Genomic DNA, 19,680 nt, shown 5'->3' on the forward strand with positions numbered 1-19,680 from the left:
CTTCGGCTACTTCATCTCGAGGTCGCCGAGATTGTTAGGGGCGACGATGCCGGCTTTGTCGAACGCCGCCTTGAGCGAGCCGTCGTTCTTCGCGCTCTGGATCGCAATGTTGATCACCTGCAGCGAACGGGCGTCGATGTCCGCCTTCACGCCGTAGTTCGAATCCTGCAAGTACAGGGACGGCTTCGGGACCACGATCTTCAGCGACGGATCCTTCTTCGCCGCGTCGGCGAGCGTCGGGAGGTCGGCGAAGGCGGCTGCGGCACGACCCGCCTTCATCGCCGTGATCGCGTTCGGGATGCTCTCGGTGGTCAGAAGGGGAGAACCGAGAGCTTGGATCGCGGTCTCGTAGGAGGTTCCTCCCGCGAGAGCGATCTGCTGCTTGGTACCGACGATCTCGTTCACGGTCTTCAGGCCTGAGTCCGCGTTCACGATGAAAGCGCCTTCGTACGTGTAGACCGGGTCGGTGAACTGGATCGCGAGCGAACGCTCCGAGGTGGAGTCGAGATACGCCGCGACATCGAACCGGTCCGCCTGGAGGCCCGAGACCATCTTCGACCACTCGGCGGCGACCGGGGTGAACTTCACGCCCATCTGCTTCGCGAGCTTCTCCAGCGGCAGCACGTTCGGGCCCCCCATTTTGCCGTCGGGCTGCTCGGCCGTCATCGGCGGGGCGGAGGCGATGCCGACCCGCAGTTCGCCCTGCTTCTTGATCTTTTCGATCCACGCGCCGTTGCCGGTCGCGGAAGAACTGCCGCCACCACCGCCGCCCCCGCGCAGGGTCGCACCGAGGTAGCCGGCTGCGATCGCGAGAACGATCACGCCGAGGACTGCGAGGATTCGTTTGCTTGCTGTGGACATCTTCGTCCTTTCCGAAGTGCGCGGGATGCAACCGGGCCCTTGCGCCCGATCAGCCGCGATGCGGCCGATCCACCGATGATGAGTGAATCGGTGAAACTTACATCTTCACAGGATGTGTCTTACAATCTGATAATAAAGCTATCGAACCGGAGACGCAACCCTGCCTGCGCAAAGTTGCACCTTGTCAGCTCCGGCATACGGAGCCCGAGAGAGGAACCATGCACGACTCGCGAATCCCGTTCTCGCAGTTGGTCGCCGTGATCGCATCAGCGTTGCGCGGCGCGGGCGCCTCCCCAGAAACCGCCGAGGTCCTCGCGACGAACTGCGCCTCCTGTGAACGCGATGGCGCGCTCAGTCATGGAGTGTTCCGCGTGCCCGGGTACGTCGCCTCGCTCCGCAGCGGCTGGGCCGATGGGGCCGCCACTCCAATCGTCGAGCGAGTCGGCGGCGCCTTCGTCCGGGTGGATGCCGCCAACGGCTTCTCGCAGCCGGCGCTGGCCGCCGCGGCGACCGAGATCGACGCCGTGATCGAGGATGCGGGCGTCGCGGTCGTGGCGATCCGGGACTCCCACCATTTCAGTTCGCTCTGGCCAGACCTTGAGCCGTTCGCGGAGAAAGGCCTCGTCGCTATCACCATGGTTACCGGCGGAGCCGCGGTGATCCCGCGCGATGCGCATCAGAAGGTGCTCGGCACCAACCCCTTCGCCTTCGCCTCACCGGTCGCGGGCCGCCTCCCCCTCGTAGTGGATTTCGCTACCTCTTCGATGTCTCACGGCGATCTGCAGCTCGCCGCGAAAGCAGGGCGCACCGTCCCCATCGGCACCGGCACGGGTACCTCCGGTCGCGACACCGAAGACCCAGGCGAGATTCTCGCGGATGGCGGGCTCCTCCCTTTCGGCGGATACAAGGGCGCCGCACTCTCCATCATGGTCGAACTGCTCGCCTCCGGCTTGACCGGTGGCTCGTTCTCCTACCGTAACGATCTCGTCTTCGCCCAGCACGCAGCGGACGGCAGCACAGCGAAGACCGGTCAATTGCTGATCCTCATCGACCCCGACCGCGGCGCATCCGGCTACGCGGAGCGTGTCGCGGAGTTTGTCGGAGCCCTCCGGAACGCGGGAATGGAGCGGTTGCCCGCCGATCAGCGTTATCGCGTTCGGGCCGAGGCGGAGCTAGGGGGAGTGCCGATTACGCCAGCAATCCGAGAGCTCATGGACACGCAACCGTGTGACTGACCTAACTCGCAGTCTCCTGCGGCAACGTCGATCGTGGCGATCTGATCCGGCGTGAGCGCCTTCGGTGGCCTTGCGGCTTCGTCATCCGCGAGGTCTCCTTGACCCCGTTTCCTGTCGACGATCCGCCTCGCGGCCGACGCGCATGCCTTCAGTCCGCGATCGTCCGCCCATCGGTCGTCGATCGCCCGCACCCCAGTCGCGGAGATACTCGGCGAGTTCGCGTGTCATGAGCATCGGCTTGAGACCCAGCTCGGTCGATCGATGGCCGCAATAGATCCCGATCCCCCTATTCTGGAGCAGAAGACCTGATCAGTTAAGATTTCGAAGTAGCAGGAGCGGGGCTTGAACCCGCGACCTCACGATTATGAGTCGTGCGCTCTGACCAGCTGAGCTACCCTGCCGCACGGCATCCGCTTGGATACTGTGAGCCCCGAGTCAGGATTGAACTGACGACCCCTTCCTTACCATGGAAGTGCTCTGCCACTGAGCTATCGGGGCGTGCTGCCTTCAGCGGGCAACCAGACGAGACTACCAAAGAATCGGCCCTCGGCTAAATCGCGCGTCGACTTCGGCCGGCCGGGCGTGCCATGCCCAGATCGCTGCCGGATCGCGTGCGCTCAAGGCTGGTGCAGGATCCTTCGTTCCAGCTCCGTGACGAGCTCTGCACTGCCGGCGAGGTTGAGGCGCCGGACGACGTCGGCGCCCTCCGGACGGATGAAACGACCGCCCGCCTCGGTGACGAGCAGCGCTCCCGCGGCGAAGTCCCACGGTTGCAGACCGCGCTCGAAGTAGCCGTCCAGGCGGCCGGCCGCGACGTAGGCGAGGTCGGTCGCCGCGCTGCCTCCGCGGCGCAGATCCCGCGCGATCGGCATGACCCGGCCCACCGTGGCGAGATCGCCGACGTGCGTGCTCGGGTCGTATCCGAACCCTGTCGCCAGCAGCGCTCCGGCGGGGCCTGGCTCGGCGATCCGCAGGCGCGTCCCGTCGACGAACGCGCCCTCGGCACGCGCCGCTGAGAACATCTCCCCCACGACCGGCGAGTGCACGGCGCCGGCGAGCGGCGTCCACCGGTCCGGATCCTCCCCCTCGACCGCGGCGATGCTGACCGCATAGAGCGGGATCCCCGAGGCGTAGTTCACCGTGCCGTCGATCGGGTCGACCACCCAGGTGATGCCACTGGTGCCCGCACCAGTGCCGGACTCCTCGCCGAGGAACCCGTCGTCCGGACGCTCGGCCGCCAGCCGTGCCCGGATCAGCGCCTCGACCTCACGGTCGGCCTCGGTGACGATGTCGGCGAGAGAGCTCTTGGTCGCGGCCAGCGAGACGCCCTCTGCTCGCCGACGCCGGGCGAGCTCGCCCGACTCACGCGCGATCTCGATCGCGAGATCGCGCAGTTCGGCCGGAGACATCACTGCGTCGGCGGGACGGGCGGAGCGGGCGGGAAGGCCTGCGGAGCCGACGCGGGAGTGACCGGGGTGACCGGAGCAGCGAGAGCGACGGGAACCGCGGCGTCAGCATCTGGAACCGCGGGAACCGTCGGCTCCACGGGCTGCGGTTCCACCGGCTGCGGCAGCACGTGCTCCGCGGCGATCGGCTGCGCGGGCACAGCCTGCTCGATCGGCTGCGGCGCGAAGGGCGCGGCTTGGGCGACCGGCTCCGGCGCGGGGAACGTCGTCGCGCCGGGCGTGGGCACGCCGGTGTAATAGGCGTTCCAGTCGGGGTTGCCGTCCGGGAGCATCGGCAGCGGCGTGCGCGCGTCAGCATAGGTGGGCCAAGGCAGCGCCGCCGCAGGAGCAGCCGGGGCCGCGACCGGGGCCGCCGCCGGATACCCCGCAGACACCGCGGCGGCGATGTGCGGCTTCGGGGCGAACAGGGCGTTCAGCAGCGGGATGAGCATCGTGCCGACCGCGGCCAGGATCGTGAGCGCGACCACGATCCGCCAGTACAGGTCGCGGTACTCGAAGGTGTGCGGGAAGGTCAGGAAGAAGACGAGAAGCGCGACCAGGAGACCGAGGAACACGAACGTGGCGTAGACGATCACCCGGGTCAGCGTCGTCACGTGACGGGCCGCGGCGCGCTGGAACAGCCGGACGTGCAGCAGCGCGAGCTGGAGCACGCCGACCACGAGCAGCAGCTGGAAGAACCGCTCGACCGCGCCGAAGTCGGCGGAGTCGTCCGGCAGCCAGATCTTCACCGCGCCGACGAGCAGCGCGATGATCCACGAGATCATGCTGAGCAGCGACACCCAGTCCGCGCGGTTCGGCGCGAGCCCGGCCTCGAGGATCGCGATTCCGGCGAACCCCGCAAGCAGCACGATCGTGAGGAACGCGCGGCCGATCAGCCCCTGCTGGTCGCCGATCAGCACCCACACGACGCACACCAGTGCGGCGGCGATCAGGGCGCTGATCGCGATCCAGAGCGCTCCACGGATCAGCAGTGACGTGTTCGGCTTCGATTTCGCGGACAACTGTGTGTTCGTCATGGGATACCCGTCTCCTCCGGTGGTGCTCTCATCCTCGCACGCGGGGCATCCGCGCTACGGGACGGGACGGGAATCGTGGAGAACTCGGCCGGAGAGCGGGATGTGCGGACCCTCCGCCGCGTCAGCGCGTCGCGGAGCGCCCCGCGAACGCGGCGATCAGCGCCTGCGCCTCGGATCCGCCGAAGGCCGCGGCGATGGTCCGGGCCTCCTCGTCGAGCTGTCCCTGGAAGGTGCGGTCCTGACGGGAGCGGATCAGTCGCTTGGCCTGCCCATAGGCGCCGAACGCTCCGGACAGCCAGAACCGCGCGAGCTCTTCCGCGCGCGTGCGCACCGCGGCGGCGATCTCCTGCGCGTCGCCCTCGCCGACCGCCTCGGCGGCGATGCCCCACTCCAGAGCCTCGTTCGCGGTCAGCAGCCGATCCGTGAGCAGCAGCTGCAGCGCCCGCCGCTCGCCGACCGCGCGGGCCAGCTGCGCGCTGACCGACAGGTCGGGCGTGAGACCGACGTTCGCGTAGCGGCTGCCGATCTTCGAGTCCGTGCCGATGACCGCGTAGTCGCTGGAGAGCAGGATCCCGAGTCCTCCGCCCGCCGTCGTGCCGTGCGCGGCGGCGACCACCGGCACGGAGGAGGAGGTGAGCGCGCTGATCCCGGTGTTGATGACCTTCGCGAGCCGCTCGATGTCGCTGCCGCCGCCGAACCTGGTGGCCATGTCGATGACGTCGCCGCCGGCGCAGAACGCGCGCCCCTCGCCTTCGATGAGGATCGCGCCGACCGAGCTGTCGGTCGTCGCCGCCACGGTCGCCTCCGCCCATGCCTCGGCGAGCTCGGCGTTGAACGCGTTGAGCCGCTGCGGGCGGTTCAGCGTGATCCGGGCGAGGCCGTCCTCGATGCGGTAGTGCAGCGGCTCGGTCATGGGACTCCCTCGGATCGGCGGTGATCGCGCGGCGATCGGGCCGCTCGATCAGCCTACTCGCGACGGCTCGGACCGTGGAACCGAGTGCCAGCGATGTTGAGGCTCAGGCTCACGCCTCGCCCAGCACCGCCGCGACGAAGCCGTGCACCCGGCGGTGCGTGCCGTCCAGGCGCCGGTCGACATGGCGCTCCTCCCGGATCTCGTTCGGCGCGAGCGGCGGGGCGAGGCGGACGCTCTCGTGGCAGGACAGGTCCACGCAGATGTACGTCCCGACCGTCGACCCCTTGCGGCCCGCCTCTCCCCCGCGCCGGGCCGCGAACAGCGCGACCCGGTTGCCGGGCTGCATCGTGTGGCAGAGGTTGCACATCCCGGAACGCGCCCTGGTCGGATCCGACGCGCGCAGCACGATGCCGACCGCCTCCCCGTCGCGCTCGATGACGATGTAGCCGTTCTTCGCGGCGATCGGATCCCGCCAGGCGAAGAAGTCGAGGTAGTCCCACTCGGCGAGCAGCAGATCGTCCGGCATCACGATCTGCTCCACGTCATCGGCCTCGGCGTTGCGGAACGACGCCCGGATCTCGGCTTCGGTGAGGGCACGCATGAGGAACAGTCTAGGAAGAGCGCACATCGATCGGAGCGATGTCCGTGCGATTCGGTGATGAGGGATCCCGACCTTCCGGCGACACGGCGATGTCGGCGGTGCAGTGCAGACTGGATCCGTCGCGCCGCCCGGCCCGGCAGAAGGGACCCCCATGGACTTCACGTCAATCCGGATCATCACCGACGACGTCGATCGACTCGCTCGCTTCTACGAGACGGTCACGGGTGCGCAGGCCACCCGGCCCGCCCCGGTGTTCGCGGAAGTGCGCACCGCGGCCGGAGCCGTCGCGATCGGCAGCACGGCGACCGTCGCGATGCTCGGAGACCGCGCTCCGCGAGCGGGCGGCAACGACTCCGTGATCATCGAGTTCCTCGTCGCAGACGTCGATTCGGAGTTCGCCCGCCTCCGCGGCAGCCTCGACGACATCGTGCTCGAGCCCACCACGATGCCCTGGGGAAACCGATCTGCCCTGTTCCGCGACCCGGACGGGAACCTGGTCAACCTGTTCTCACGCCCGGCCGGCTGAGCAGACGGCTCGCCCCCCGGAGGTTGGCACCCGCGATGCGGCAGTCCGAGACATACGAAAAGCCCCGGCCCGCTTGAATTCGCGGATGACCGGGGCTTTTTCTATGGGTGGCAAGTGAGGGATTCGAACCCCCGAAGCATAACGCGGCTGATTTACAGTCAGCTCCCTTTGGCCGCTCGGGCAACTTGCCATGCACGCCCGCCCCGCTTCTCCAGCCGACCGGGGGCGCGAGAATCAAGCATACCGGGCGGAACTCACGACCGGAAATCGAGGTGGCGAGCGATCCTTCAGGTCGCGATGCGGGCGATCCTGGCGTCGAGCGCGTACCCGTCCTCGACGGGCGCGTGCCCGATCGGAGCCGGCGGCACAAGACGCACGGGCGAGTGCCGGACGGTGCCGGCGACGATCGGCGCCGGCAGCAGCCGGGGGCTCCCCGGTGCCGCCATCGTGTCGGTCCGGGTGGGGGCCGGGATGTCCGTCGACAGGGGTTCCTCGTCCGGGGTTCCTTCGATCGCCTCCGCCGGCGCGGCGGACGGATCGAGCAAGCCCAGGGCTCGCAGCACATCGTCGCGATCCTCGGCGAGGGTGGCGACGTGCTCGCCCCGAAGGTCCACGATCACGTCGGCCCCGGCCTGCGCGGCCAGAGAGCGCCGGGTGTCGGCCAGGTTGACGACCGCGGCACGCCCCCGCTCGATCTCGGCGCCGCTCCGATCGCGGACGAGCACCCGCCGTGGCGTCCCCTCAAGTGCGGGGAGCGCGACGAGGTGGATCCCGCTGCCCCGCAGCACGGCGCGGATCCGCTCGCCGTCCGCGTCGTCCCCGACGGGAGCGATGATCGTGACCACGAGGCCGTGACCGCGCAGCGCATGCGCCAGCTCCACGGGATCGCCCGCGACGGTCTCACGGACGCCGCCCGGATCCCGGATCTCGTCGATGCGCACCTCGCCCAGGATCGCCACCTGGCGTTCGGTCATGCCGCCCCCTCTGCCGTGAGTCTCCCCAGGGTACTCCGACGGCGGCGCCCTGGCCCGCCGTGCCCTGCCGACCCGCAGGCGGGGCAGGCCCTATCCTGGCGGCATGAAGACACGCAGCGTCGCGGTCGCCCTCGCCGGCCTCACCCTTGCCGGGGCGCTCACCGCATGCGCGCCGCTCACCGGGCCGGCGTCGTCCGACCCGCCGTCCCCCGGCGGCTCGGCCGCGTCCGACAGCGCCTCGCCCCGACCGTCCTCGACGTCCACACCCACCCCGACGCCGACCGTGGCGTCCGCCGCGCTGCCGAAGGACTGCAAGGCGATCCTGTCGGCCGGCGTGCTCGCACAGCTCGGCTCGACGCCGCTGAACTCCCCCGTGTACGGCCCGAGCGGCGTGCAGGCCGACGGCAGCCTGATCTGCATCTGGGCGGATCCGAATGCCGACACCACGAACGTCACGACCAAGATCACCCGCAAGTACCGAGGCGAGGCGCTCGACATGCTCAACGGCCTCGTGAAGACCGACGGCTTCAGCTGCTACACCCCCGACAGGGGGACGCGCTGCGAGAAGGAGTGGCCGGATCCGAAATACCCGGTCACCGACGGCCGCACGCTGTTCTGGCGCGATGATGTGCTGATCGACACCACCTACTCCAACCTCGCCCCGAACGGCTACACGTCGAGCATCGTCGCGAGCATCTTCGGCTCCTGACCCTCCCCCGGCACCCGTTCGCGCTGTCGTATCCTGCGGACGCGCCTGATGGTTCCGCCGCGTGGTCAGGTTTCGACAGCGCGGCGAGCCCACGATGCAGGTATCGACAGCGCGTCCAGGTTTCGACAGCGCGAACGCATCCCGACGGGCACGCATCCCCCGACGCGAACGCATCCCGAAGACGGGAAAGGGCCCCGGATCCGAGGATCCGGGGCCCTTCCGCGGGACGATCAGGCTCAGTTGTAGGTGCCGGGCGTGATGTCGTCGGTCGAGAACGCGTCGAAGTCGACGTAGCCGAAGTCGCCCTCGGCGTACGCCCCGTCGGATGCGAAGATCCGGTTCGGGTAGCGCTCGCTCTTGGCCTCCTCGGTCGCCTCCACGATGATGTCGCGGTAGCGGCGCAGGCCCGTCCCCGCGGGGATGAGCTTTCCGATGATGACGTTCTCCTTGAGCCCGACCAGCGGGTCGCTCTTGCCCTCCATGGCGGCCTGCGTGAGCACGCGGGTCGTCTCCTGGAAGGACGCGGCCGACAGCCACGACTCGGTCGCGAGCGACGCCTTCGTGATACCCATCAGCTCCGGACGGCCCGACGCGGGGCGCTTGCCCTCGGCCACGGTCGCACGGTTGACGTCCTGGTAGCGACGCGCGTCGAGCATCTCGCCGGGCAGCAGCGTGGTGTCGCCGTGGTCGACCACGGTGACCTTCCGCAGCATCTGGCGCACGATGACCTCGATGTGCTTGTCGTGGATCGGCACACCCTGGGAGCGGTACACGCCCTGCACGCCGTTGACGAGGTAACGCTGCACCTCGCGGGCGCCCATGACGCGCATGACCTCCTTGGGGTCGAGCGTGCCCACCTGGAGCGGCTCGCCGACCACGACGTGCTGACCGTCCTCGACGAGAAGCGTCGCACGCTTCAGCACCGGGTAGATCACTTCCTCGTCGCCGTTGTCGGGCGTGAGGATGACCTTCTTGGACTTGTCGGTCTCCTCGATCGTGATGCGGCCGTCGGCCTCGGCGATCGGGGAGGCGCCCTTCGGGGTGCGGGCCTCGAAGAGCTCCTGCACACGCGGCAGACCCTGGGTGATGTCGTCGGCCGAGGCGGATCCACCGGTGTGGAAGGTGCGCATCGTCAGCTGCGTTCCGGGCTCACCGATCGACTGGGCCGCGATGATGCCGACGGCCTCGCCGATGTCCACCGTCTTGCCGGTGGCCAGCGAGCGGCCGTAGCACTGCGCGCAGACGCCGACGGCCGAGTCGCAGGTCAGCACGGAGCGGACCTTGATGGACTCGACGCCGAGCGCGACCAGCTTGTCGATGAGCACGTCGCCGACGTCCTCACCGGCGGTGGCCAGAACCTCGCCGGCCTCGTTCACGACGTCGGACGCGAGCGTGCGGGCGAACACCGAGTTCTCGACGTTCGCGTCGCGCACCAGCTCGCCGACGCTGTTCGGCGCGGCGATCGGCAGCTCCAGGCCCTTCGAGGTGCCGCAGTCGTCCTCACGGATGATGACGTCCTGCGAGACGTCCACCAGACGACGGGTCAGGTAACCCGAGTCGGCGGTGCGCAGCGCAGTGTCGGCGAGACCCTTGCGGGTACCGTGCGTGGCGATGAAGTACTCCGCCACCGACAGGCCCTCGCGGTACGAGGAGATGATCGGACGCGGGATGATCTCACCCTTGGGGTTGTTCACCAGGCCGCGCATACCCGCGATGTTGCGGATCTGCAGCCAGTTGCCACGGGCGCCCGAGGACACCATGCGGTTGATGGTGTTGTCCACCGGGAAGTTCGCCCGCATCGCGGCCTGCACCTCGTCGGTCGCCTCGGTCCAGATCTTGATGAGCTCCTGACGACGCTCGGCGTCGGTCGTGAGGCCCTTCTCGTACTGGGACTGGACCTTCTCGGCCTGCTTCTCGTAGCCGGCGACGATCTCGGCCTTGTTCGGCGGGGTGAGGATGTCGCTCAGGGCGACGGTCACACCGGAGCGCGTGGCCCAGTAGAAGCCGGCGTCCTTGATGCGGTCCAGCGACGCCGCGGTCTCGACCTTGGGGTACTCCTCGGCGAGCTTGTTGACGATCTGCGACAGCTTGCCCTTGTCGGCGACCTCGCGCACGAACGGGTAGCCCTTCGGCAGCGCGTCGTTGAAGATCGCCTGACCGAGCGACGCGTCCAGCAGGCCGTGACGCTCGTAGCCCTCGGGAGCCTCGCCCTCGAGGAAGGTGAGGCCGGGAACCCGGATCCGCACCTTCGCCTGCAGGTCGAGGGTGCCCTCGTCCTTCGCCAGGATCGCCTCGCCGACCGAGCCGAACGCACGCCCCTCGCCCTTGGCGCCCTCCTTGACCGTGGTCAGGTGATGCAGGCCGATGATCATGTCCTGCGAGGGCAGTGTCACCGGACGGCCGTCGGACGGCTTCAGGATGTTGTTCGAGGCGAGCATCAGCACGCGGGCCTCGGCCTGGGCCTCGACCGACAGCGGCAGGTGCACGGCCATCTGGTCGCCGTCGAAGTCGGCGTTGAAGGCGGCGCAGACGAGCGGGTGCAGCTGGATCGCCTTGCCCTCGACGAGCTGAGGCTCGAAGGCCTGGATGCCCAGGCGGTGCAGGGTGGGGGCGCGGTTAAGCAGCACGGGGCGCTCGCGGATGATCTCCTCGAGCACGTCCCAGACCTCGGGACGGGTGCGCTCGACGGCGCGCTTGGCGGCCTTGATGTTCTGCGAGTGACCGAGGTCGATCAGACGCTTGATCACGAACGGCTTGAACAGCTCGAGCGCCATCTGCTTGGGCAGACCGCACTGGTGCAGCTTGAGCTGCGGGCCGACGATGATGACCGAACGGCCCGAGTAGTCCACGCGCTTGCCGAGCAGGTTCTGACGGAACCGGCCCTGCTTGCCCTTCAGCATGTCGCTGAGGGACTTCAGGGCGCGGTTGCCCGTGCCGGTGACCGGACGGCCGCGGCGACCGTTGTCGAAAAGCGCGTCGACGGCCTCCTGCAGCATGCGCTTCTCGTTGTTGACGATGATCTCGGGGGCACCGAGGTCGATCAGGCGACGAAGACGGTTGTTGCGGTTGATCACGCGGCGGTACAGGTCGTTCAGGTCGCTGGTCGCGAAGCGGCCACCGTCCAGCTGCACCATCGGGCGCAGCTCCGGCGGGATCACCGGGACGACGTCCAGCACCATGGCAGCCGGGCTCATGCCGGTCTCCAGGAACGAGCTCACGACCTTGAGGCGCTTGATCGCGCGGATCTTGCGCTGGCCCTTGCCCTCCGAGATCTGCAGGCGCAGCTTCTCGGACTCGCCGGCCAGGTCGAAGGCCGCGAGGCGCTTCTGGATGGACTCCGCACCCATGTGGGCCTCGAAGTACTGCCCGAAGCGGTCCTGCAGCTCGTGGAACACGTCGTCCTCGGGACGCAGGGCCCCGACCTCGAGCGTGCGGAAGTCCTCCCACACGCGCTCGAGCTTGACGATCGCCTCGTCGGCACCCTTGCGGATGAGCGACATCTCCTTCTCGGCGGCGTCCTTGACCTTCTTCTTGGCGTCGGCCTTGGCGCCCTCGGCCTCGAGGGCTGCGAGCTCCTCCTCCAGCTTGGCCAGGCGCTCCGCGATCTTGGCGTCGCGACGGTCGCCGAGCGTCTTCAGCTCGAGGCGGATGTTGTTCTCCTGGGTGGCGAGGTCGCGGTGACGCGCATCCTCGTCGACGGAGATGACCATGTACGCGGCGAAGTAGATGACCTTCTCGAGGTCCTTCGGCGCCATGTCCAGCAGGTAGCCGAGGCGCGAGGGCACGCCCTTGAAGTACCAGATGTGGGTGACGGGCGCGGCGAGCTCGATGTGGCCCATGCGCTCACGGCGCACGGAGCTCTTGGTGACCTCCACGCCGCAGCGCTCGCACACGATGCCCTTGAAGCGCACGCGCTTGTACTTGCCGCAGGCGCACTCCCAGTCCCGGCTCGGGCCGAAGATCTGCTCGCCGAAGAGACCGTCCTTCTCCGGCTTCAGGGTGCGGTAGTTGATGGTTTCGGGCTTCTTGACCTCGCCGTAGGACCACTTGCGGATGTCGTCCGCGGTGGCGAGACCGATACGAAGCTCATCGAAGGTTGTTGCGTCGAGCACTAGTTCTCCTGTGTCGAAATTCTTCTGTGAAAAGTCGGTGCTCCGACGGGCTCAGCGGGTGGTGCTGAGCCCGTCGAAGACTCAGATCTCGTCGATCGAGGCGGACTCGAAGCGGCTGGAGATGTTGATCCCCAGCTCCTCGGCGGCGCGGAAGGCCTCGTCATCGGTGTCGCGGAGGTTGACCGCCGTGCCGTCGGCCGAGAGCACCTCGACGTTCAGGCAGAGCGACTGCATCTCCTTCATGAGCACCTTGAACGACTCGGGGATGCCCGGCTCCTGGATGTTCTCGCCCTTGACGATCGCCTCGTAGACCTTGACGCGGCCGAGGATGTCGTCGGACTTGATCGTGAGGAGCTCCTGCAGCGCGTAGGCGGCGCCGTAGGCCTCGAGCGCCCACACCTCCATCTCACCGAAGCGCTGGCCGCCGAACTGGGCCTTGCCGCCGAGCGGCTGCTGGGTGATCATCGAGTACGGGCCCGTCGAACGCGCGTGGATCTTGTCGTCGACCAGGTGGTGGAGCTTCAGGATGTACATGTAACCCACGGAGATCGGCCCAGGGAACGGCTCGCCGGAGCGGCCGTCGAACAGGGTCGTCTTGCCGGACGAGTCGATCAGGCGCACGCCGTCACGGGTCGGCAGCGTCGAGTCGAGCAGACCTGCGATCTCCTCCTCGCTGGCGCCGTCGAACACCGGGGTCGCGACCTTGGTGCCGGGGGCGACGTCACGCGCCTCCTCGGGCAGGCGCGCGGCCCACTCCGGGTTGCCCTCGATCTTCCAGCCCTGGTTCGCGATCCACCCGAGGTGGGTCTCCAGCACCTGACCGAAGTTCATCCGGCCGGGGATGCCGAGCGGGTTCAGGATCACATCGACGGGGGTTCCGTCGGAGAGGAACGGCATGTCCTCGACCGGCAGGATCTTCGCGATGACGCCCTTGTTGCCGTGACGGCCGGCGAGCTTGTCGCCCTCGGTGATCTTGCGCTTCTGGGCGATGAAGACCACGACACGGCGGTTGACGCCGCTGCCGAGCTCGTCGTCGCCGTCCTCGGCGTTGAACTCCTTGACCGCGATGACCGTGCCCTGCTCGCCGTGCGGCACCTTCAGGGACGTGTCGCGGACCTCGCGGCTCTTCTCGTTGAAGATCGCGCGGAGCAGACGCTCCTCGGCGCTCAGCTCGGTCTCGCCCTTCGGCGTGACCTTGCCGACGAGGATGTCGCCGGGGCGGACCTCGGCGCCGATGCGGATGATGCCGCGCTCGTCCAGGTCCTTCAGCAGCTCGGGGCTGACGTTGGGGAGGTCACGGGTGATCTCCTCCTTGCCCAGCTTCGTGTCGCGCGAGTCGACCTCGTACTCCTCGATGTGGATCGAGGAGAGGGTGTCGTCCTTCACCAGGTCCTGGCTGAGGATGATCGCGTCCTCGAAGTTGTGACCCTCCCACGTCATGAACGCGACGAGGAGGTTCTTGCCGAGCGCGAGCTCGCCGTTCTCCGTGGCGGGTCCGTCGGCGATGACCTCGTCGATCTCGACGCGCTCACCGGCCGAGACGACGACCTTCTGGTTGTAGCTGGTGCCGTGGTTCGAGCGGTCGAACTTGCGCAGGTAGTACTCCTGCGTGCCGCCCTCGTCGAGCATGACGACCACGCGGTCCGCGGAGACCTCGCTGACCACACCGGGCTTCGTCGCGGTGATCACGTCACCGGCGTCGATGGCGGCGTAGCCCTCCATGCCGGTGCCGACGTACGGCGACTCGGAACGGAGCAGCGGCACGGCCTGGCGCTGCATGTTGGCGCCCATGAGGGCGCGCTGCGCGTCGTCGTGCTCGAGGAACGGCACGAGCGAGGTCGCGACAGACACCATCTGGCGCGGGGAGACGTCGATGTAGCCGATCTCCTCGGGCAGGAACATGTCGACCTCGCCCGATCCGCCCTTCGGACGAGCCAGGACGTGCGCCTCGGTGAAGCGGCCTTCCGCGTCGAGCGGGGCGTTCGCCTGGGCGATGTTGTAGTCGACCTCCTCGGCGGCGGTCATGTAGTCGATGTGCTCGGTGACCTTGCCGCCGGTGACCTTGCGGTACGGCGTCTCGATGAAGCCGAACGAGTTGATCCGGGCGAAGGTCGCGAGCGAGCCGATCAGGCCGATGTTCGGGCCTTCCGGGGTCTCGATCGGGCACATCCGGCCGTAGTGGGAGGGGTGCACGTCGCGCACCTCGACGCCGGCGCGGTCGCGGCTGAGGCCACCGGGGCCGAGGGCCGAGAGGCGGCGCTTGTGGGTCAGGCCCGCGAGCGGGTTGTTCTGATCCATGAACTGCGACAGCTGCGAGGTGCCGAAGAACTCCTTGATCGCGGCGACCACAGGGCGCACGTTGATCAGGGTCTGCGGGGTGATCGCCTCGATGTCCTGCGTGGTCATGCGCTCGCGGACCACGCGCTCCATGCGGGACAGACCCGTGCGGACCTGGTTCTGGATGAGCTCGCCGACCGCGCGGATGCGACGGTTGCCGAAGTTGTCGATGTCGTCGGTCGCGAGACGGATCTCGGCCTTCTTGCCGCCGCGGATCCCCTCGAAGGTCTCGACGCCGGCGTGGATGCGCACCAGGTACTTGATGGTCTCGACGATGTCCTTGACCGTGAGGACGGACTCGTCCAGCGGCAGGTCCAGGCCCAGCTTCTGGTTGATCTTGTAGCGACCCACCTTGGCCAGGTCGTAGCGCTTCGCGTTGAAGTAGAAGTTATCCAGCAGCGCGCGGGCGGCCTCGGCGGCGACCTGCTCGCCCGGACGCAGCTTGCGGTAGATGTCGCGGAGCGCGTCCTCCTTGGTGAGGATCGTGTCCTTCGCCAGGGTCTCCTCGATGGAGGCGAAGCCGGCGAACTCGGCGAGGATCTCCTCGCTGGTCAGGCCCAGCGCCTTGAGGAACACCGTGACGGACTGCTTGCGCTTGCGGTCGATGCGCACGCCGACCTGGTCGCGCTTGTCGATCTCGAACTCGAGCCAGGCGCCGCGCGACGGGATGACGCGGGCGGAGACGATGTCCTTGTCCGACGTCTTGTCGGCTGTCTTGTCGAAGTAGACGCCCGGGGAGCGCACGAGCTGCGAGACGACGACGCGCTCGGTGCCGTTGATGATGAACGTGCCCTTGGCGGTCTGCAGCGGGAAGTCACCCATGAAGACGGTCTGCGTCTTGATCTCACCGGTCTGGTGGTTCATGAACTCGGCCTCGACGTAGAGCGGGGCCGCGTAGGTCTTGCCGCGCTCCTTGCACTCCTCGATGGAGTACTTCTCGGGCTCGAGGTACGGGTTCGTGAACGAGAGCTGCATGGTCTCGCTCAGGTCCTCGATCGGCGAGATCTCCTCGAAGATCTCCTCCAGGCCGCTGGCCTGGGCGAGGTCCTTGCGGCCGGCCTTCTTGGCCTCGGCGACGCGCTTCTTCCATGCCTCGTTGCCCACGAGCCAGTCGAAGGACTCGGTCTGCAGAGCGAGCAGGTCGGGGACCGTCAGCGTGTCGGAGATCTTGGCGAACGAGAGGCGGGAATAGCCGCGCCCGTTCTTGATGGTGGTGGGGGTGGATGCGTTGCGAGCAGCAGCCAAGGGAATAACCTCCGTGAGCCCCGAAGGGCTTCTCGATTCCTCTGTCGTCAGGTGGAGTGCGCCGCGTCCTGCGGCCGCACGCCGAAGGCGCTCCTAATCAGGAGCGAAGACGTACGGAGTCTGCCGACCACCATATGAGGGCAGGGAGGAGCGAGGCGCAAATATCAACTATAGGACCGATTCGGCGACATGTCCAGCGCGATTCTTGAAATTCGTGCCCGGTTGGGGTATGGAGCCCCGGTCAGCCCCCGGTGACGGCGCGGCGGGTGGCACGCAGCGGATCCGTCACCGTCCCGCCGCGGTGCTGCACCACCCGCACGAACAACACGTCGAGCAGGGCGAGCTGGGCGGTCCGCGAGGACATGGCCGCGATCCGCAGCGGCGACTCCTTGGCCCTGGTCTCCAGCACGACGTCCACCGCGCGGCTGAGCGGCGAGGCGTGCGCATTCGTCACGGCGACGGTGAGCGCCCCGGTGGCCCGGGCGACCTCCGCGCATCGGATGGTCTCCGCGGTGACGCCGTCGTGCGAGATCGCGACGGCGACGTCGCCGGGGCCGAGGAGCGCGGCAGCGGGCAGCGCGATGTGCGGATCGCCGGAGTGCTCGGCGACGATCCCGATGCGGGCGAGCTTCAGCCTCAGGTCCTGCGCGGTCAGCGACGACGCGGCATGCCCGATCAGCTGCACCCTGCCGGCGTCCGCCACGGCGCCGGCCACCCGGTCGAGCGCGACGAGGTCGAGCGCGGCGATGGTCTGCTCGATCGCGCCGACCTCGCGGGCGGCGATCTTCGCCGCGATCTTCTCGAGCGGATCCGCGAGATCGATCGCGGCGTCATCGAGACCGAAGCGCACCCGCTCGGCCTGGGCGCGGGCGACGGATCCGGCGAAGGCGACGCGCAGTTCGCGATACCCCGAGAAGCCGACCGCCTGCGAGAACCGCGCGACCGTGGCGAGAGATGTCTCGCACAGCCGCGCGAGCTCCGAGCTGGTCAGATCGACCACGAGGGTGGGATCGGCGATGACGCGGTGCGCCACGCGCGCCTCCGCCGCCCGGAGGCCCGGCAGCGCTGCGCGCACCGCCTCGACGACGTCCACGTCCACGGTTCTCCTCCTGCGGTTCAGCCGCGGTCGGCCAGCAGCACCTCGCGTGCGACCTCGGCTCCGATGCGACTGCTCGCGCGTACGTCGATGACCGGAAGCGTAACCGATCCGGCGGGCAGCCCGGCGTTCACGACGACCGCTGTCGGGTCGGCGACGGCGACGGCCGCCACGAACCCGCGCTGCGTCTCGTCGGTGTCGAGGCGGTCGACGAGCACGACCAGCCGGGCGTGTGCGGCGTGCGCGGCCGCGCGGGCATCCGCGATCGCCGTCGCCGCCTCCTCGGCAGAGGCGCGTTCGGTGTCGATCCGGCGCGACCAGCCCTCCCCCGCGAGCGCCTCGACGACGTACCCCGCGGCGCTGTCGACGGCGAGGGTCGCCTTCCTGCGGGCATCGAGCACCACGAGACCCCGCGCGGGTGCGCCGAGTGCGCCGTGCACGTGCAGCGACCGGCGCACGATCGCCCTGGCGTCGTACGCGCCGCGATCCGGATCCGCCGGCGCCTCGGCCCGCCAGGCGGCGAGGATCCCCGCCAGGCGGGACACGCGCGCAGCGGCCTGAACGACGCGCTCGACCGGCAGGGTGCCGTCTTGCAGCGCCCGCACCACGGCGTCACGGGCGGCCCGGAAGTCGCGCTCGTCCTGATCGTCGGCGGCGGCCGCGCCCGGATTGGTGGGATTGCCGATGCAGAGCAGGTCGGCGCCGGCCGCGAGCGCACGCACGGCGCCGCCGCCGATGCCCACGGATGCGCGGATCGCGGCCATGTCGAGGGCGTCGGTCACGATGACGCCGTCGAAGCCCTCCGCGCGGAGCATGCCGAGCACGCGCGGGTTGAGCGTCGCCGGCTCCTCGCCCCAGGCGGGCACGACGATGTGCGCGGTCATCATCGCGAGCACGCCGGCGGCGATCGCGGCGCGGAACGGCGCGAGGTGGACCCGGTCGATCTCGGCCGGGTCGAGTGCGATCCGCGGCAGGTCGTGATGCGAGTCGACGTGGGTGTCGCCGTGCCCGGGGAAGTGCTTCACGCACGCCGCGACGCCGGCGGACTGGATCCCCTCGATCTCGGCGGCCGCGTGCCTTGCCACGAGTTCGGCGTCGGCGCCGAACGCCCGCACGCCGATCACCGGATTGCGCGGATCCGTGTTCACGTCGGCGACAGGGCCGAGCAGCACGTCGGCGCCGACGGCTCTGACGCGGCGCGCGAGTTCCGCACCGGTCGCGCGGGTCGCGTCGACGTCGTCGACCGCGCCGAGCTGCGCCGCGCCCGGAACGGTCGATCCGGTGGCCGCCTCGAGCCGGGTGACGCTGCCGCCCTCCTCGTCCACGCCGATCAGCGCGTGCGGGTTCGCGGAGCGGATCGCGGCGTTGAGCGCGGCGAGGTCGGGCCCGACGTTCTGTGCGAAGCAGACCACGCCGGCGAGCCCGCCGCGCAGTTCGCGATCGAGCCAGGCGGGCAGTTCCGTCCCGAGGAATCCGGGCCAGAGCACGCTGTTCGCGAGGTGCTCGAGCTCAGCGTTCGTCGGCGCTGCGGCGGCGGATGAGGGAACGGACGTCATCGGGATCTCCTCGTCGAAGGGTCCGCGGCACACGGACGCGTCCCCGACAAGGATTCAGCACGGACGAACCGGGACGCAACCCGTCTCGGCACCACACGGACGGTACCGCCCCGTAGGCTCGGATCCATGGGCCGATCGCGCGCGAAGGACACCGAGCATCCCGCGGCCCGGCTGGGATCCGGCGGCATCGCCCGCGTCATCCCCGCCGAGTTCGGCGGCGGGCACGAGCTGCTCATCGACGACACGCCGCAGTCGCATGTGGACCTCGCCGATCCGACCCATCTGCACTTCGAATACGTGGCGCGGATGGGTGCGGTGATCGACCAGCTCCGCTCCCCCGGAGAACCGATCTCCGCCGTGCATCTGGGCGCCGGCGCGCTGACCATCCCGCGCTACATCGCCGCCACCCGGCCCGGCTCCCGCCAGCAGGTGATCGAGCTGGAGGCCCCGCTGGTCGAGCTCGTGCGCGCGCATCTGCCGCTGCCGCGCGACGCGGCGATCCGGATCAGGATCGGGGACGCGCGCGACGGGGTGCGGCGGCTGCCGCCGGCGCTGTCCGGGAACGTCGATCTCGTCGTCGCGGACGTCTACTCCGGCGCGCAGACCCCCGCGCACCTCACGAGTGTGGAGTTCTACCGCGAGCTGTCCGCCCTGCTCGCGCCCGAAGGGGTGCTGCTGGTGAACGTCGCGGACGGTCCGGGACTCGCGTTCGCCCGACGCCAGGTCGCGACGATCGCCGCCGTGCTGGCGGACGTCGCGATCCTCGCGGATGCGCAGATCCTGAAGGGCCGCCGCTTCGGCAACCTCGTGCTCGCCGCCTCGAAGACGCAACTGCCCGCGGACGCGCTACCGCGCATCCTCGCCGCAGGTCCCCACCCCGCCAAGCTCGCGCACGGGGCCGAGGTGACGGCATTCGCGAAGGACGCGGTCATCGTCACGGACGCCACGGCGGTGCCCTCGCCGCGACCTGATGCCGGCCTGTTCCTGCGCTGAACGGATCACGACCCCTGCAAAACGCACACCGACCTGCCCC

At 69.1% G+C, this 19,680-nt stretch carries 14 protein-coding genes and 3 tRNA genes; 4 read left to right on the plus strand and 13 right to left on the minus strand.

Going from position 1 to position 19,680, the window contains the following annotated elements; all coding sequences use genetic code 11:
- Window positions 1-6: 6 nt before the first annotated feature.
- Complete coding sequence (locus ABD882_RS01650; protein WP_345183680.1) at window positions 7-861, minus strand: substrate-binding periplasmic protein; 855 nt, start codon at window positions 859-861, stop codon at window positions 7-9.
- Between the two features lie 218 nt (window positions 862-1,079).
- Here ABD882_RS01650 and ABD882_RS01655 point away from each other — a divergent pair, with 218 nt between their 5' ends.
- Window positions 1,080-2,096: an Ldh family oxidoreductase gene (locus ABD882_RS01655; RefSeq protein WP_345183681.1), complete on the plus strand. Its 1,017-nt coding sequence runs from the start codon at window positions 1,080-1,082 to the stop codon at window positions 2,094-2,096.
- Window positions 2,097-2,423: 327 nt separating this feature from the next.
- Here the strand turns inward: ABD882_RS01655 and ABD882_RS01660 are convergent.
- From ABD882_RS01660 to ABD882_RS01685, 6 genes are all read right to left on the minus strand, one after another.
- A tRNA-Met gene (locus ABD882_RS01660) sits at window positions 2,424-2,497 on the minus strand.
- 25 nt (window positions 2,498-2,522) lie between these two features.
- Window positions 2,523-2,594 (minus strand) — tRNA-Thr (locus tag ABD882_RS01665).
- A gap of 119 nt (window positions 2,595-2,713) precedes the next feature.
- Window positions 2,714-3,505, minus strand: a complete 792-nt coding sequence (locus tag ABD882_RS01670) for an inositol monophosphatase family protein (protein ID WP_345183683.1) — start codon at window positions 3,503-3,505, stop codon at window positions 2,714-2,716.
- Window positions 3,505-4,578 carry a hypothetical protein gene (locus tag ABD882_RS01675; RefSeq protein ID WP_345183685.1) on the minus strand — a complete coding sequence of 358 codons (1,074 nt, stop codon included), beginning with the start codon at window positions 4,576-4,578 and terminating at the stop codon, window positions 3,505-3,507. The genes ABD882_RS01670 and ABD882_RS01675 overlap by 1 nt, the downstream gene beginning before the upstream one ends.
- A 121-nt stretch (window positions 4,579-4,699) precedes the next feature.
- Window positions 4,700-5,491, minus strand: coding sequence for an enoyl-CoA hydratase/isomerase family protein (locus ABD882_RS01680; protein WP_345183687.1), 792 nt, complete (start codon window positions 5,489-5,491; stop codon window positions 4,700-4,702).
- Between the two features lie 109 nt (window positions 5,492-5,600).
- Complete coding sequence (locus ABD882_RS01685) at window positions 5,601-6,092, minus strand: FBP domain-containing protein (RefSeq protein WP_345183689.1); 492 nt, start codon at window positions 6,090-6,092, stop codon at window positions 5,601-5,603.
- 151 nt (window positions 6,093-6,243) lie between these two features.
- On the opposite strand from ABD882_RS01685, the gene ABD882_RS01690 reads away from it, so the two are divergent.
- Complete coding sequence (locus ABD882_RS01690; RefSeq protein ID WP_345183691.1) at window positions 6,244-6,618, plus strand: VOC family protein; 375 nt, start codon at window positions 6,244-6,246, stop codon at window positions 6,616-6,618.
- 108 nt (window positions 6,619-6,726) lie between these two features.
- Here the strand turns inward: ABD882_RS01690 and ABD882_RS01695 are convergent.
- Both ABD882_RS01695 and ABD882_RS01700 read right to left on the minus strand, forming a co-directional pair.
- Window positions 6,727-6,808, minus strand: a tRNA-Tyr gene (locus ABD882_RS01695).
- Window positions 6,809-6,905: 97 nt separating this feature from the next.
- Window positions 6,906-7,592, minus strand: a complete 687-nt coding sequence (locus ABD882_RS01700) for a hypothetical protein (protein ID WP_345183693.1) — start codon at window positions 7,590-7,592, stop codon at window positions 6,906-6,908.
- 103 nt (window positions 7,593-7,695) lie between these two features.
- Here ABD882_RS01700 and ABD882_RS01705 point away from each other — a divergent pair, with 103 nt between their 5' ends.
- The gene (locus ABD882_RS01705; protein ID WP_345183695.1) at window positions 7,696-8,301 is read left to right on the plus strand and encodes a hypothetical protein; all 606 of its coding nucleotides are present in this window, start codon (window positions 7,696-7,698) and stop codon (window positions 8,299-8,301) included.
- A gap of 236 nt (window positions 8,302-8,537) precedes the next feature.
- Here ABD882_RS01705 and rpoC read toward each other — a convergent pair whose 3' ends face one another.
- From rpoC to ABD882_RS01725, 4 genes are all read right to left on the minus strand, one after another.
- Window positions 8,538-12,413: a DNA-directed RNA polymerase subunit beta' gene (gene rpoC, locus ABD882_RS01710; RefSeq protein ID WP_345183697.1), complete on the minus strand. Its 3,876-nt coding sequence runs from the start codon at window positions 12,411-12,413 to the stop codon at window positions 8,538-8,540.
- Window positions 12,414-12,494: 81 nt separating this feature from the next.
- The gene (rpoB, locus tag ABD882_RS01715; protein ID WP_345183700.1) at window positions 12,495-15,995 is read right to left on the minus strand and encodes a DNA-directed RNA polymerase subunit beta; all 3,501 of its coding nucleotides are present in this window, start codon (window positions 15,993-15,995) and stop codon (window positions 12,495-12,497) included.
- A gap of 241 nt (window positions 15,996-16,236) precedes the next feature.
- Window positions 16,237-17,094: a MurR/RpiR family transcriptional regulator gene (locus ABD882_RS01720; protein ID WP_345183702.1), complete on the minus strand. Its 858-nt coding sequence runs from the start codon at window positions 17,092-17,094 to the stop codon at window positions 16,237-16,239.
- A gap of 17 nt (window positions 17,095-17,111) precedes the next feature.
- Window positions 17,112-18,647: a glycoside hydrolase family 3 protein gene (locus tag ABD882_RS01725; protein ID WP_345183704.1), complete on the minus strand. Its 1,536-nt coding sequence runs from the start codon at window positions 18,645-18,647 to the stop codon at window positions 17,112-17,114.
- A 126-nt stretch (window positions 18,648-18,773) separates the two neighbouring features.
- Here ABD882_RS01725 and ABD882_RS01730 point away from each other — a divergent pair, with 126 nt between their 5' ends.
- Entirely contained in the window at window positions 18,774-19,640 is an 867-nt protein-coding gene (locus tag ABD882_RS01730; protein WP_345183705.1) for a spermidine synthase, read from the plus strand.
- The last annotated feature ends 40 nt before the right edge of the window (window positions 19,641-19,680 follow it).

The sequence above is a fragment of the Microbacterium panaciterrae genome (genome assembly GCF_039541635.1).
In the GTDB taxonomy this organism is placed as follows: Bacteria; Actinomycetota; Actinomycetes; order Actinomycetales; family Microbacteriaceae; genus Microbacterium; species Microbacterium panaciterrae.

What these genes read in the sequence shown, in the direction of transcription:
- ABD882_RS01650 (WP_345183680.1), bottom strand. Translation starts at nt 861, where the DNA reads ATGTCCACAGCAAGCAAACGAATCCTCGCAGTCCTCGGCGTGATCGTT.
- ABD882_RS01655 (WP_345183681.1), top strand. Translation starts at nt 1,080, where the DNA reads ATGCACGACTCGCGAATCCCGTTCTCGCAGTTGGTCGCCGTGATCGCA.
- ABD882_RS01670 (WP_345183683.1), bottom strand. Translation starts at nt 3,505, where the DNA reads ATGTCTCCGGCCGAACTGCGCGATCTCGCGATCGAGATCGCGCGTGAG.
- ABD882_RS01675 (WP_345183685.1), bottom strand. Translation starts at nt 4,578, where the DNA reads ATGACGAACACACAGTTGTCCGCGAAATCGAAGCCGAACACGTCACTG.
- ABD882_RS01680 (WP_345183687.1), bottom strand. Translation starts at nt 5,491, where the DNA reads ATGACCGAGCCGCTGCACTACCGCATCGAGGACGGCCTCGCCCGGATC.
- ABD882_RS01685 (WP_345183689.1), bottom strand. Translation starts at nt 6,092, where the DNA reads ATGCGTGCCCTCACCGAAGCCGAGATCCGGGCGTCGTTCCGCAACGCC.
- ABD882_RS01690 (WP_345183691.1), top strand. Translation starts at nt 6,244, where the DNA reads ATGGACTTCACGTCAATCCGGATCATCACCGACGACGTCGATCGACTC.
- ABD882_RS01700 (WP_345183693.1), bottom strand. Translation starts at nt 7,592, where the DNA reads ATGACCGAACGCCAGGTGGCGATCCTGGGCGAGGTGCGCATCGACGAG.
- ABD882_RS01705 (WP_345183695.1), top strand. Translation starts at nt 7,696, where the DNA reads ATGAAGACACGCAGCGTCGCGGTCGCCCTCGCCGGCCTCACCCTTGCC.
- ABD882_RS01725 (WP_345183704.1), bottom strand. Translation starts at nt 18,647, where the DNA reads ATGACGTCCGTTCCCTCATCCGCCGCCGCAGCGCCGACGAACGCTGAG.
- ABD882_RS01730 (WP_345183705.1), top strand. Translation starts at nt 18,774, where the DNA reads ATGGGCCGATCGCGCGCGAAGGACACCGAGCATCCCGCGGCCCGGCTG.